This window comes from Roseiarcus sp., from assembly GCF_049514155.1.
GTDB lineage: Bacteria > Pseudomonadota > Alphaproteobacteria > Rhizobiales > Beijerinckiaceae > Roseiarcus.
The window spans coordinates 36,360-50,066 of sequence record NZ_JBEKVH010000001.1; the positions used below are offsets into that span (position 1 = coordinate 36,360).

At 71.2% G+C, this 13,707-nt stretch carries 8 protein-coding genes; 5 read left to right on the top strand and 3 right to left on the bottom strand.

From position 1 onward, the window contains the following. Nucleotides 1-40: 40 nt before the first annotated feature. Complete coding sequence (locus ABSF49_RS00180) at nucleotides 41-286, bottom strand: phosphopantetheine-binding protein (RefSeq protein WP_424110601.1); 246 nt, start codon at nucleotides 284-286, stop codon at nucleotides 41-43. 91 nt (nucleotides 287-377) lie between these two features. Here ABSF49_RS00180 and ABSF49_RS00185 point away from each other — a divergent pair, with 91 nt between their 5' ends. The 5 genes from ABSF49_RS00185 (at nucleotide 378) to ABSF49_RS00205 (ending at nucleotide 9,955) form a co-directional block, all read left to right on the top strand. Beyond that, nucleotides 378-1,256: a hypothetical protein gene (locus ABSF49_RS00185; protein WP_424110602.1), complete on the top strand. Its 879-nt coding sequence runs from the start codon at nucleotides 378-380 to the stop codon at nucleotides 1,254-1,256. Nucleotides 1,257-1,301: 45 nt separating this feature from the next. After that, nucleotides 1,302-4,478: a double-strand break repair protein AddB gene (addB, locus tag ABSF49_RS00190; RefSeq protein WP_424110603.1), complete on the top strand. Its 3,177-nt coding sequence runs from the start codon at nucleotides 1,302-1,304 to the stop codon at nucleotides 4,476-4,478. Then, nucleotides 4,475-7,900 carry a double-strand break repair helicase AddA gene (gene addA, locus ABSF49_RS00195; RefSeq protein ID WP_424110604.1) on the top strand — a complete coding sequence of 1,142 codons (3,426 nt, stop codon included), beginning with the start codon at nucleotides 4,475-4,477 and terminating at the stop codon, nucleotides 7,898-7,900. Before addB ends, addA begins: the two co-directional genes overlap by 4 nt. A gap of 329 nt (nucleotides 7,901-8,229) precedes the next feature. After that, nucleotides 8,230-9,378, top strand: a complete 1,149-nt coding sequence (locus ABSF49_RS00200; protein WP_424110605.1) for a TAXI family TRAP transporter solute-binding subunit — start codon at nucleotides 8,230-8,232, stop codon at nucleotides 9,376-9,378. Between the two features lie 13 nt (nucleotides 9,379-9,391). Further along, nucleotides 9,392-9,955 carry a hypothetical protein gene (locus ABSF49_RS00205; protein ID WP_424110606.1) on the top strand — a complete coding sequence of 188 codons (564 nt, stop codon included), beginning with the start codon at nucleotides 9,392-9,394 and terminating at the stop codon, nucleotides 9,953-9,955. Between the two features lie 17 nt (nucleotides 9,956-9,972). Here ABSF49_RS00205 and ABSF49_RS00210 read toward each other — a convergent pair whose 3' ends face one another. Together ABSF49_RS00210 and ABSF49_RS00215 are read right to left on the bottom strand one after the other, a co-directional pair. Beyond that, complete coding sequence (locus ABSF49_RS00210; RefSeq protein ID WP_424110607.1) at nucleotides 9,973-10,857, bottom strand: alpha/beta hydrolase; 885 nt, start codon at nucleotides 10,855-10,857, stop codon at nucleotides 9,973-9,975. Nucleotides 10,858-11,007: 150 nt separating this feature from the next. Next, a complete protein-coding gene (locus tag ABSF49_RS00215; RefSeq protein ID WP_424110608.1) occupies nucleotides 11,008-13,683 on the bottom strand; it encodes a hypothetical protein in 2,676 nt (891 codons plus the stop codon). Nucleotides 13,684-13,707 lie beyond the last annotated feature (24 nt).

Below are 13,707 nucleotides of genomic sequence, written 5' to 3' on the forward strand. Positions count from 1 at the left end.
GCGACCGCTCGCGGCCATCCGTTCGAAAAGGGTCGTGGGGTCAGACAAGCGCGTTGTCGTAGAAGGCGATCAGTTCACCGACGGTCGACGGCAGGCGCCCATCGCCAGCCGCGGTGAACGGGTCGGTCCCGAGCGCGTCCTCGAGCCGCGCCACGAGGATGGCGAAGCACAGAGAATCGAGCCCTGTTTCCATCAGTGGCAAGTCGTCGCTAAGCGGCGCCAGCGTCTTGCTTTGTTCCGCCGCGACCTCGCCAATGGCGGCGAGGATCGTTAACCGAGTCGTCATGACGGGCGTCGCCCCGCGTTGAGGGATATGCCTCATTCTACTATGGTTCCTCGCGCGCGCGCCGCGCCATCTTCGTGAACGGTAAATTTTTATGGTCGATTCCGCTGCGGCCGACGTCGTTTGCCGCGTGATCGAAGAGCGTGACCTCGCCAAAGTCGTCGACTGTCTGATGCGAAGCTTTCCCGAGCGGCCGCGCGCGTATTGGACCGACGGTTTGGCGCGTCTCGCCGCGCGGCCGGCGGTCGGCGACCTGCCGCGCTTCGGCCATCTGCTCGCCGCCGGCGACAAGGTCGTCGGCGCGCTGCTGCAGATCGTCTCGACCCGCGAAACGGAGGCCGGCGCGTTCGCCCGCTGCAACATGGTGGGCTGGTGCGTCGACCCGGACTACCGCGGCTACGCTCACCCGCTCCACGCCCGCGCGATCGGTCGGCGCGAAGTCGTCTATTTCACCGTCACCCCGGCGCCGTTCACGCTGAAGACGCTCGCCGCGGTCGGCTATCGCCGCTATTCCGAGGGTCAAGTCATCTTCGCGCCGCTGCTGTCGCACGGCGAAAGCGGTGCGCGCGTCATCGCGTACGCGCCCGACCAGCCGGAAGCGGCGCTGCTGTCCGAGAGCGACGCGCGCCTGCTCGCCGACCATGCCGCACTCGGCTGCCACGCCTTCATCGCTCTTGCCGGAAACGAGGCGCGGCCGCTCGTCTTCCAGCCGCGGCGGATCTGGCGTGAGCTCATCCCCTGCGTCCACCTGATCTATTGCCGCGAGCCGGGCGACCTTGCGCGCTTCGGCCCAGCCTATGGACGGCGCCTCGCCCGCCACGGCCGCCTCTTCGTCGTCGTCGACGCCGTGGGCCCCATCCCCGGTCTCGCCGGGCGTTATTTCGCCGAGCGCGAGCCGCGTTACTACAAGGGTCCGCGGGCCCCCTCGCCCTGCGATCTCGCCGACAGCGAGCTGGTGATCTTCGGCCGCTGACGCTCGCCCGCTTGCCTTCGCCTCATGAGCGCGAGACAAGCGCCAATGCGTCAACAACGCGCGAGTCGTCTCCTGGAAACGGCCAATATCTTCTCCATTCCCGCCGGCGTCCCGTTCGCGCCGACGCTGGCGCGGGCGCTCGTCGACGGCGCGCTGATCGCGGGATTCCCCGGCGCTGGCGGACCGCTGGCGCTCGCCGACGCGACGATCTACGTGCCAACCCAGCGCGCCGCCGCGGCGTTGGCGCGGGCGCTGGTCGCGGCGAGCGGCGGGGCGAGCCTGATCCTGCCGCGCATCGCCCCGCTCGGCGCCTTCGAGCCGAGCCGCGACGCGCCCGATCCGCTCGCCGACGACGCGTTCGCCGAGGACCAGCTCCCGGCGGCGGTCGGCGAACGTGCCCGGCGAATGACGCTCACGCGGCTCACGCGCGCCTGGGGCCAGGCGCTCAGAGGCGCGATCCGCGGCGTCGACGCCGACGGGCTGCTCACGTTCGACGCGGCAGAGCCGCCGCTGGTGGCGACGAGCCCGGCGCAAGCCTTCGCGCTCGCCGGCGACCTCGCCGGTCTGATCGACGACTTCATCATCGAGGGCGTCGAACCGGAGCGGCTCGCCGACCTCGTCGCCGACCGCTTCGATCCCTATTGGGGCGTCACCCTCGACTTCCTCAAGATCGCCTTCGCTCATTGGCCCGCCTGGCTCGCCGAGCGCGGCCTCGTCGATCGCGCGCGCCGCGCCGCGCTGGCGATCGACGCCGAGATCGAGGCGCTCGCCGCCGGCCTTAAGCGCGGACCGACGATCGTCGCCGGCTCGACCGGCGCCAACAGCGCCACCGCGCGGCTGATGTCGGCGGTCGCGCGCGCCCCGCAGGGCGCGGTGGTGCTGCCCGACCTCGATCGCGACCTCGACGACGCCGCCTGGTCGCTGCTCGGCGATCCCGACGGCGAAGCCGTCGGCGTCGCCGGCCATCCGCAGGCGATCCTCTATCGTCTGCTGGAGATCGTCGGCGTCGGCCGCGACGCGGCGCCCCCGCTCGGCGAAGCGAGCCCAGCGCTCGCCGCTCGCGCGCGTTTCCTCAGCGAAGCCTTGCGCCCGGCTGACTCGACCGACGCCTGGCGCCGCGACCGCAGCGACACAGCCGGCCAGGCTTTGAGCGAAGCGGCGATCGAAAGCGCGCTCGCCAGCGTGGCGATCGTCGAGGCGGCCGACGAGAACGAGGAAGCGCTGGCGCTCGCCTGCGCGATGCGCGAGGCGCTCGACACGCCCGGCCGCACCGCGGCGCTGATCACCCCCGACGTCGCCGTCGCGCGGCGGGTCGCCGCCGAGCTCGCGCGTTGGGGGATCGAGGTCGAACCCTCCGCCGGCCGCCCGCTCGGCGAAACGCAGGCGGGCGTATTCGCGCGGCTGGCGCTCGCCGCGGCGCGCGACTTCGCTCCGTCGACGCTCGCCGCCCTGTTCGGCGACCGACTGATGCGACTCGGCCGCACACGGCGAGCCTTCGACGACGCGGCGCGAGCGCTCGAGATCGGCGTTCTGCGCGTCGTCCTGCCGCCCGGCGGCCTCGCCGACCACGCGACGGCGCTCGCCGCGGGGCGCGCCGTCCAGCGCGCCGCGCACGCCCATCCGGCGCGCCAGCGCCTCACCGACGCCGACTGGAGCGCCGCGGCGGCGCTGCTCGCCGATTCCGCCGCGGCGCTCGCGCCCTTGCGCGCGCTCGGGTCCGACGCGCCGCTTGCCGATTTCGTCGCCGCGCATCGCGCCGCCCTCGCCGCGCTGGCGGCCGAGGATTGCGACTGGCGCGACGCGAGCGGCGGCGAAGCGCTGGAGGCGCTACTGGAAGACTGGGCGGCCGAGGTCGATCCAGGCTTCCGCTGCTCGCTCGCCGATTACGCGGCGCTGTTCGGCGCGGTGCTGGCGGCCGAGCGCGCGCCGCCGTCGCGCGCTTACCACCCGCGCCTGCAGATTCTCGGTCTGCTCGAAGCGCGGCTGCTCGCCTTCGACCTCGCGCTCGTCGCCGGGCTCGACGAGACCGTCTGGCCGCCGGCCGCCGAGACCGACGCCTTCCTCAACCGCTCGATGCGCGCCGCGCTCGGCCTGTCGCCGCCGGAACGGCGCATCGGCCAGACGGCGCATGATTTCGTCGCCGCGCTCGGCGCGCCGCAGGCCATTGTCAGCCGAGCGCGCAAACGCGGCGGCGCGCCGACCGTCGCTTCGCGCTTTCTCCAACGCATCGCCGCCGTCGCCGGCGAGACCGCCTACGCCGCCGCCAAGGCGCGCGGCGCGCGCTATCTCGCGCTCGCCCAGGCGCTCGACCGCCCTGTCGCCTATCGGCCCCGCCGCCGCCCCGAGCCGAAGCCGCCGCTGGCGCTGCGGCCCTCTCAGCTCAGCGTCACCCGGATCGAGACCTTGCGTCGCGACCCTTATGCGATCTTCGCCGAGCGCATTCTCGAGCTGGCGCCGCTCGCGCCGGTCGGCCCCGAGATCGGCCCGCGCGAGATCGGCGACATGTGGCACGCGGCGCTGCAAGCTTACGGCGAAGCCTTCGTCGACGGCGCGCCGCCCGCCGAGGCGCGCGCGCGCCTGCTGGCCTTCGCGCAGGAGCATTTCGCCGCGCCGCTCGCCGACCCGAGCTTCCGCGCGCTGCGCTGGCCGCGCATCGTCGCCGGGCTCGACGCCTTCCTCGCTTTCGACGCCGAACGGCGCATGGCGGTCGAGCGCGTGCTCGTCGAGCGCAGAGGCAAATTCGAATTCCCCCTCGACGACGGCTCGCGCTTCACCCTCGCGGCGCGCGCCGATCGCATCGAGATTCTCAGCGGCGGCGGCGCGGCGCTGATCGATTACAAGACCGGCGCGCCGCCGGGACCCAACGAGGTCAAGGTCGGTTTCGCCCCGCAACTGACCCTCGAAGCGACGATGCTCGCCAACGGCGCGTTCGACGGCGCGCCGGCGATTGAAACGCGTGAAGCGCTTTATTTCAAGCTCGGCGGCGCCGCCGGCGGCGAGGTCAAGCGCCTCAAATTCGACGATTTTCGCGCCGTCGCGGCGCGCCACTTCGACGGACTGAAGGCGCTGCTGGCGCAATTCGCCGATCCGGCGACGCCCTACCCGCCGCGGCTGTTCCCGAAATTCGCCAAGCGGGCGGGCGACTACGACCACCTGGCGCGGGTCAAGGAATGGTCGGCGACCGCCGGCCAGTCCGACGAACCGACGGCGGACGAAGCATGAGCGCGCCGCGGCTCAATATTCCGGTTCCCGTGCGCGAGCGCCAGCGCCAGGCTTCGGACCCCGCCGCCTCGGCCTGGGTTTCAGCCAACGCCGGCTCGGGCAAGACCCATGTGCTGACCCAGCGGGTGCTGCGGCTGCTCATCGCCGGCGCCGCGCCGTCGGGCCTGCTGTGTCTCACCTTCACCAAGACCGCCGCCGCCAACATGGCGGCGCGCGTGTTCGAGACGCTGGCGTCATGGACCGGCCTCGACGACGCGGGCTTGACCGAAGCGATCGCCGAACTCGGCGCGCCGAAGCCGAATGCGCAAGGCCTCGCCTTCGCGCGCCGCCTGTTCGCGCGCGCGATCGAGACCCCGGGCGGGTTGAAGATCCAGACCATCCACGCCTTCTGCGAACGCCTGCTGCATCTCTTCCCGTTCGAGGCCAACGTCCCGGCGAGCTTCAGCGTCGCCGACGACCGCGAGGCGGCGGCGCTGATCGCCGAAGCGCGCACCCGCGCCTTCGCCGAGGAGCTCGGCGCGCCGGACCGCGCCGCGGAGGTCGAACGCGTGGCGCGCGACGCCGGCGCCGAGGGCTTCGACGAACTGCTCGCCAAGACCCTGGCCCGCCGCGCCGATTTCGACGCCCTTGGCGACACAAGAGTCTACGCAGCGGCGCTGCGCCGCGCGCTCGGCCTCGGCGCCAACGACACGAGCGCGACGATCAAGGCGCAGATGCTTACGCCCGCGCCGCAATGGACCCAATGGGCCGACGAACTCGACAACGGCAGCGCGAAAGACCGCGATCTCGCCGCGAGCCTGCGCCGCGCGATTGCAGCGACAAACCTCGACGACCGCCTTTCGGCCTATCTCGACGCGTTCTTCACCAAGGACGGCAAGCCGCGCGGCGGGGAGAAGCGAGGCCTCGTCACCGCGGCGCTCGCCAAACGCCTGCCCAGCCTGCCGCAGCGTCTCGCCGCCGAACAGGAGCGGCTCGTCACGCAACGCGACCGGCTGCGCAGCGCCGAGGCGCTCGAGCGCAGCATTGCGCTCTACCGCGTCGCCGAGGCGACGATCAAACGCTACGCGGAATTGAAAGGCGCGCGCGGCCTGCTCGACTACGACGATCTCATCACCCGCACGCGCGCGCTGCTCGAGCGCGCCGACACGGCCTGGGTGCTGTACAAACTCGACGCTTCGCTCGAGCACCTGCTGGTCGACGAGGCGCAGGACACCTCGCCGGCGCAATGGGCGATCCTCGCCAAGCTCAGCGAGGAGTTTCTCTCCGGCAAAGGCGCGCGCGGCCAGCGCACCTTCTTCGCTGTCGGCGACGAGAAGCAGTCGATCTTCTCCTTCCAGGGCGCCGCGCCGCACATGTTCTCGGCGATGCGCCGCCGGCTCGCGCGACGCCATGAGGAGGCGCGGCTCGCCTTCGCCGCGGTGCCGCTGTCGGTTTCGTTCCGCTCCGCGCCGAACGTCCTCAAGAGCGTCGACGCGGTCTTCGCCGCCGAGCGCGCCTGGCGAGGCCTGACCGGCGACGACGCGCCGCCGCCGCCGCACCAGGCGCTGCGCGACGACCTCAACGGCGCGATCGAGGTCTGGCCGCCGATCGGCGCGGAAAAGACGCCTGAGCGCGAGGACTGGCGCATGCCGCTCGACGAGACCGGCGCCGCCGAGCCGGCGGTGATCGCGGCGCGGCGCATCGCCGCGACGATCAAGGCCTGGCTCGTCCCGGAGGCCGGCGAACGCGTCTACGACGTTTCCGCCGGCCGGCTGCGCCGCATCCTGCCCGGCGACGTGATGGTGCTGGTGCGCTCGCGCGGCGCCTTCTTCGAAGCGATGATCCGCGCGCTGAAGGAAAATGACATCGCGACCGCCGGCGCCGACCGGCTGCTGCTGCGCGACTCGCTGGCGGCGATGGACCTCGCCGCCGCCGGCCGCGCCGCGCTACGGCCTGAAGACGACCTGACGCTGGCGACCGCGCTCAAGTCGCCGCTGATCGGTCTCGACGACGACGACCTGGTCAAGATCGCGCCGGGCCGCGCCGGCTCGCTTTTCGATGCGCTCGCCGCATCGTCTGAGCCGCGATTCGTCTCTGCGCGCGAGCGGCTCGAGACCTGGCGCCAGCGCGCGCGCGAACGCACGCCCTTCGCCTTCTACGCGGCGCTGCTCGGCGCCGACGGCGGGCGGCGGGCGCTGCTCGAGCGTCTCGGCCCCGAAGCGAGCGACGCGATCGACGAAGTTATGGCGTTGGCGCTCGCCCACGAGCGCGAGCAGGCGCCCTCGCTTGCGGCCTTTCTCGCCGAGCTCGAAGCCGACGACGCGCCGATCAAGCGCGACATGGAGGCTAGGAGCGACGGCGTGCGCGTCATGACGGTGCACGCCGCCAAGGGGCTCGAGGCGCCGATCGTCTTTCTCGCCGACGCCTGCTCGGTCGGCTACACGCGCATGACCGAACGCCTGCTCGACCTCGGCGATCGCGAAGCGGGCTCGCCTTTGTTCGTCTGGGCGGCGCGCAAGGCCGAAGATTCTGCGCCGCTCGTCGCCGCGCGCGAACGCGCGCGCGCCGCCGCCGCCGGCGAGCATCGCCGCGTGCTCTATGTCGCGATGACGCGCGCCGCGCAGAGGTTGATCGTCGTCGGCCATCACGGCGTCAACGGCCCGGCCGACGACAATTGGCACGCGCTGGTCGGCGTCGGCCTCGGCGAACTGCTACAGCCCGCGCCGGCGCCGTGGGACGCAAGCGAAACGATTGCGCGTTTCGGCGCGCCGCCGCGCGACGACGCTTGCGCCAGCCCCGCGCCGACGCCGGCGCCCATCGTCGAGCCGGACTGGCTGCGCCGCCCCGCGACGCTCGAATCGCCGCTGACGATTCTGAGCCCGTCGCGCGCCGCCGCGCCGCAGCGGCGAGCCGACGAATCCGGCCGCAGCCGCCGACAGGCGGGCGTGCTCGCCCACGCGCTGCTGCAGCGTCTGCCTGAGGTCGAGCCCCAGCGCCGTCGCGCCGCCGCGGAGAACTTCCTTTCCGCGCAGAGCGGCGCGATCGCCGAAACCGAGCAAGCGTCGCTCGTCGACGCTGCGCTCGCGGTCCTCGCGCTGCCTGCGCTCGCGCCGCTGTTCGCCGCCGGTTCGCGCGCCGAGGTGGCGATCGCCGGCGCCGCGCCGCGAAAGGGCGGGAATGCGCAGCCATTCTTCGGCCGCATCGACCGCCTCGCGGTCGCCGCCGACGCGGTCTACCTCGCCGATTACAAAACCGCTGCGCGGCCCCCCGGCGCCAACCCGCCCGCCTACGTGGCTCAGCTGGCGCTCTACCGCGCGGCGCTGGCGCCGCTCTTTCCCGATCGACCCATTCGCGCCTTCCTCATTTGGCTGACCGGCGTCGAAGCGGTCGAGGTCGCCGCCGCCGAGCTCGACGCGTCGCTCGCCCACCTTGCCGCGAGCTGACAGAAATGCGGCGAAGAGGCGCCGCCAGGGTCCGCCAATTGCCCTGCTAAGGCCCTGATGAGGCCAAAGTTTCCTTTCTAGATCGACGCATGACGATCATTGTGAGACGGCGGCGACCAAGCCGGCGCGTCGCGTCAGCCGACCAGCCGTTAATGCCCCTCACACAACGCAGGCGGTGCGCCTGTCTCGTCGCGGCCGCCGCGATCGCGACAGCCGCGACGACCGCCGCTGTCGCGCAGACTGCGCCGACGGGCGAGGCCGCGCCGACGACCAGCGCTGCCGCGCAGCCCGCTCCGGCCAGCGACGCCGCCCAAACGACGCCGCCGGGCATGGAGCGATACGACCATCCGGTCTATCGCGACGGCCGACTCATCCTTTGGCACGGCGCCTGGCGCGACAGGGTCAAGCCGAAGGACCAGGGGCAGAGCCCCAAGGATCAGGCGCAAGGCCCCAAGGACCAACGCCAGACCGCCGCCGTCCCCGCGCCGGCGAAGCCAAGCCCAAACAGCTTCGTCTTGCTCGCCGATCCAAGCGACGCGTGCGCAACGCGACTTGCGGCTGACTTCGTCGCCGCGATGCAGGCGGGCGGCGCCAGCGGCAAGATCCTCGCCGGCGGGGTCTCGGCCGCCGCGCTCGGCGCCGCCGTCGAGGGCGATCGCGCCGATCTCGCCATCGCGCCGCTGGACGCGCTCGTCGCCGACCCGCAGGCGAGCGCAGTCTGGCGCGAGCGCGCGCCTTTTATCGCCAAGCTCAGCGGCGAACCGATCGAAATCATCGCCGCGCGCGATGTCGCCGACCTTCGCCAGCTCGCCGGACGCGAAGTCGGCTTCGGTCCCGCCGACGGCGCCGACGCGACCAGCGCGGCGGCTCTCTTCAACGCGCTCGGCGTCGCGCCGCGGCCCGCCTACGAGCCGCTCGCCGACGCGCTCAACGACCTTGCGGCCGGGCGTCTCGCCGCCGTCGTCGCGGTCGACGGACGCTGCGCGCCGACGCTGGCGCAGTTCGGCGCCGACCGGCACTTCCACGAGCTCGCCGTCCGCTGGACGCCGGCGTTGCGATCGGTCTATGCGCCGGCCCGGCTGACCGCCAAGGATCGTCCGAACCTCATCGATGCGGCGGAACGGATCGACACCGTCGCCGCTCCGCGCGCGCTCATCGCGCTTGACGCCGCGCCGGGCTCGTCGCGCGCCCAGGCGGCGGCCGCGTTGACCAAGACCTTCTTCGCCGGCTTCGACCGACTGCTCGTCCCCGACAAGGACGGCGCCTGGCGCGACGTCAATCTCGCCGCCGAGGCGCCGTGGCCGCGCCTGCGCGCGGCGCAGGAATGGATCGACGCGGCCCGGCCGGCTTCCGACCCGTCGCTGCAGACGTTCCGCGCCGTCGCGCATGACGCCGCGAGCGCCGACGGCGGCCCGGCGGCGCAGGATTCCGACCGTCTCTACGACAGTCTGATGCAATGGCGCGGGGCGGGGCAATGAAAGGAGGCGCGTAATGCCATTCCTGTTGAAGTCCGTGACCGGCCTGTTCACCGGCGTCGCGCTCGGCGCGCTCAGTCTGGCGTATTGGCCGCAGGTCCAACCGGCGACGGTCGCGGCGCGACCCGTCGTCGAGCAACCCCAGCCGGTCGCGCGATCGGCGCCGGACGCACTCGAGAAATCGGCGCTCGACAAGCTTGCCCTGGCGCTGCGCGACGCGCAGCCGAACGCGGCGCCCGCCGCGGACGGGCCGACGCGCGGCCTGGCGCTGACCGCGACCAACGTCGACTTCAGCGCGCCAAGCGACGACGCGCGGCGGTTGCGGGCGCAGGGCCTGGTCGCGTTGGCCGGCGGCGATGTCGCCGCCGCGCGCGCCTTCCTCGAGCGGGCCGCCGACGCGGGCGACGCGCGCGCGCTGCTGGTGCTCGGCGACGCTTACGATCCGGGGACTCTGACCCGCCTCGGCGCGATCGGCGTCAAGGGCGACGAGTCGCGCGCGCGCGACTACTACCAGCGGGCGAACGACGCCGGCCTCGCCGCCGCGCGACAGCGCATCGCCGCCACCGAGATTTTGCAATAGCGGCGCGTGAGCGGCGCTCAGCGATCGATGCGCGACAGCACGGCGCTGAGCGGGTCGCTGGTCCAGGCGACGTTGACGAAGTCGTCGTGATTGACGTCGCCGGAATCGACGAAGGCGACGACGCCTGGCCGCAGATCGTCGGGCAGCCCGTTTTCGACCGCGACCCCGTCGCGCTGCAATTGCGCGCGCAAAGCGGCGTTCTGGTCGTGGGTTGAAGTCGAGTAGGCGCTGACGAAGAACGCGCCGCCGCGCGACGCCTCGATCCAGCGCGCAAATTTGTCGACCTCGCCATAAAGCGCGTCGAGCAACACCACGCCGCGGACGCGATCGCCGGCGCCGCCCTCGGCCAGCGAAAAGGCCGCAGCCTCGTAGCCGCCGCTATAAGCGGCGACGATCACCGGCATGTGGTGGAAGGTCCAGCGGGAGGTCCCGGGATAGAGGTCGGCGAGCCTGCCCGCCGCCTCGTCGAGGAATTGGGCGAAGGCGCCGGGGCGCCAGAAATTGCCGGCGCTGGAATCGGCGGCGTCGACGGCGAGCTGCGGCGCGACCATGACCGCGTTGAGGTTCGACTGCGCAAGCTGACGGACCGTCTGCTGGCGGTCGACGACGTCGCGCGCCAGGATCGTCTGGTTGCCGTGGAAGTAGACGACGATGACGCCCGGCCGGCTGGGGTCGAAGTCCGGACCGGCGGCGAGCAGCACACGACGATCGTTATAGGTCGTGTCCTCCCATAGCAGGCCGCCGCGGGGCGAGGTGTGGCCGAGCCGGCCGTCGGCGCTGACGTCGAGGAACGGTTTCGCCCGTTCGTTGGTGTCGGCGTCGGCCGGAATCATGCCGCGATAGGGAAAGGCGGAGGTCTTGAACTCCGCGAAGGCGACGTTGCCGCCTCCTGCCGCCTGCATAGTGGAACCTCCGCCCGTGAGCCCCGCCACTGGCCCTGGCCCGGCGTTGCAGCCCGCCACAGCCAACGCCAGCCCGACGCCGGCCGCGCAGCAAAGGACGCGAGTCGGCCGCACGGTCATCGCCGGACCTCCGTCTGGTTTAGGCGCGCGCTAAGCCGCCCGTCGCGGCGCCCCTTCGGATATTACCCCGAAGAACGCGGGCAGCGCCAGCAGGTATGCGACGCCGGCGATCTCGATCACCGAGCCGAGGCCGAAATTGGTGGCGAGCACCGGCGCGGCGGCGGCGCCGATCACCGAGAAGCAACCGTTGACGCCCCACGCCCAGATGAACAGGTGCTCCTTGCCCAGCCGGCCGAGCGTCGTCATTGCGGTCGGCATCGGAAAGCCCATCAGGAAGGCTGGCGGGGCGATGAAGGCGAAGCACCATGCCAGCCGCGCCACATAGGGCAGCGAGCCGATCGCGTCGAGCGCGGCGTTGAGATAGTGGGCGTAACCGATCAGCAGTCCGCCGACGACGAGGAACAGCGCCGGCATGAACAGGCGCTTGATCGGCAATATGCGCTCCGACACCAGCGCCCCCAGCCCCGAGAACACCAGCATGCCGGTGATGAGGATCGAGGCTGAGACGGTTGGATTGCCCAGCGCCATGACGAAATGGGCGATCAGGCCGACTTCGACCATGATGTAGCCGGCGCCAAGGCAGGCGAAATAGACGACGCTCAGGGCCTTGCCCGGCGTCTTGGCGAAGATCGACCGCCAGCCCCAGATCACCGGGATCGCCAGCAGCACTGCGGCGGTGACGCAGGCGACGCCGAGCGTCGCCCAGATCAGCAGATAGCCCCACTCGTCCTGTAGCGGTTCGAGCCGGTCGGGATCGAACAGCACCTGCGGCAGGTCCTTGGTCTTCACGTAGGCGGCGAAGTAAGGCGCGTCGTTGGTCAGCTTACGCGTATTGAAGACGTATCGCTTGGCGATCTCGGCCCAGCCGCCGTTGACCAGCGTATGCCAGGCGAGGCGGCCCATGACGGTCGAAGGCAGCACCCCTTCGTCGGCCCCGCCCGGCGGCCCGCCGGGCTCGGCGCCGGTCCCGTCATCGGGCGGCGCGGTCGGATCGACGTCGGCCTTGGCCGACGAACTGGGCGGTCCGTTGACCGGCGTCGAGAAGAACTGCGCGACATAGCCGTCGAGGGTGCGGTCGGTCTGCGAGCCGTCGTAGAAGAAACCCGGCGAATAGATCTCGTCGAACGACAAATCGCGCGAGTGCTTGCGTAGCGCGGCGATCTCGTCGACGGAGAAGCCACCGCGCTTGTAAAGCACGGTCGCGGTCGAGAGATAGGACGAGGCGACGAAGAACGAGTCGGCCATGCGGTCGCCGTCGAGGGCGCGCGAGGCCGCCGCCATGGTGGCGTAGAGCTTCAGCACCGACTTCGGCGGCTCTTCCTTGTTCCAGATGGTGACCGCCAGCACGCCCCCTTCGGCGAGGGCGCGCATGTAGGTCTCCATCGCCTCCTCGGTGTAGGCGAACTTCTCCACCACGGCGAAGCCGCCGGGATTCGACAGGCCGGTCGAATCGGCGAGGCTCAGGTCGATGACGTCGAACTTCTCTTTGGTCTGGGCGAGGAAGTGGCGGCCCTCGTAATCGACGACACGCACCTTGCTGAGGATGTCGTCGGTGAAATTGCGGAACACCGGGCTGCGGAAGGCTTCGAGAATGGCGCGGTTGCCTTCGGCGACGGTGACGTCCTTCGACCCGGAACTCAGCGCCACCTCGGTCGAGATGCCGCCGCCGAACTGCACGATGAAGGTCTTGGGCGCCTTCTTGATCACATAGGGGTAGTCCATCGGCAGGTAATGGAAATAGGCCGATTCCTTCTCGGTGAGATGGCGCATGACGCCGATCGGGCCGTCACTGTCGATGTAGAGGCCGAGATAGGCGTTGGCCGGCATTTCCGGCAGGTTGAAGCCGGCGTTGTCGGACAGGCCCGGCGCGAAATGCAGGTACGAGGTCGAGTAGGCTTCGAGGAAGCCGAACGGCGACCAGCTCTCATAGACTTTTTTCGCTTCGGGGAGCCGCCGCGCGTAGGAGGCGCCCTTGTAGTCGTTGACCGCGAGGCGCGACAGGCCGAGATCCGGCGCGACGACGAAATGGCCGCCGAACGCGACCGCAGCCGAGACAACGTACGGCGCGAAAGCGCGCCGCGCGCCGGGAAGGAAGCACCACGACACGCAAGAGGCCGCCCACAGCGTCAGCGGCGCGGCGATCAGGTCGACCGGCGGGAAGACGTACATCGCACCGAGAAAGACGAGGCCGCTCAGGCCCGAGCCGGCCAGATCGGCGAAATAGACGCGGCCGAAGGTCTTGTTGCTCTTGAGGAACACGCAGCCGAGAAACACTGCGCCGGCGAGGAACGGCGTCAGCGACGCCAGGAAGATCTCGGCGAGCTTCCATTTCTGGTTCGGATCCGAGACCAGATAGATCGGATTGAAGCCGAGGCGCTGGATGTAGAGATTGGCGCCGACGGCGAGCGGCCCCAACAGGCCCAACGCCACCGAAGCGATCGCCAGCCAATGGCGCGCGAACCAGTTCTTGGCGATCGCCATCACCGCGCTGGTGAGGCCGAAGCCGAGCATCGCCAACGACACGACCAGCGAGCCGAAGTGCGTCCAGTTGCCGACGGCGAAGACGCGCATGATGTCGATCTGCAGCGCGATCACCGCGCCGGCGCCGAGACCGACGGCGAGATAGAGGGCGAGGCGGCCGCCCGCGTCGAGCTCGACGTCGGCTGGGCCGACAATCGTCGCAGCCGCGTCGACGCGCTCGTTCATACGCAGGTCTCCTGACGGAAGTTC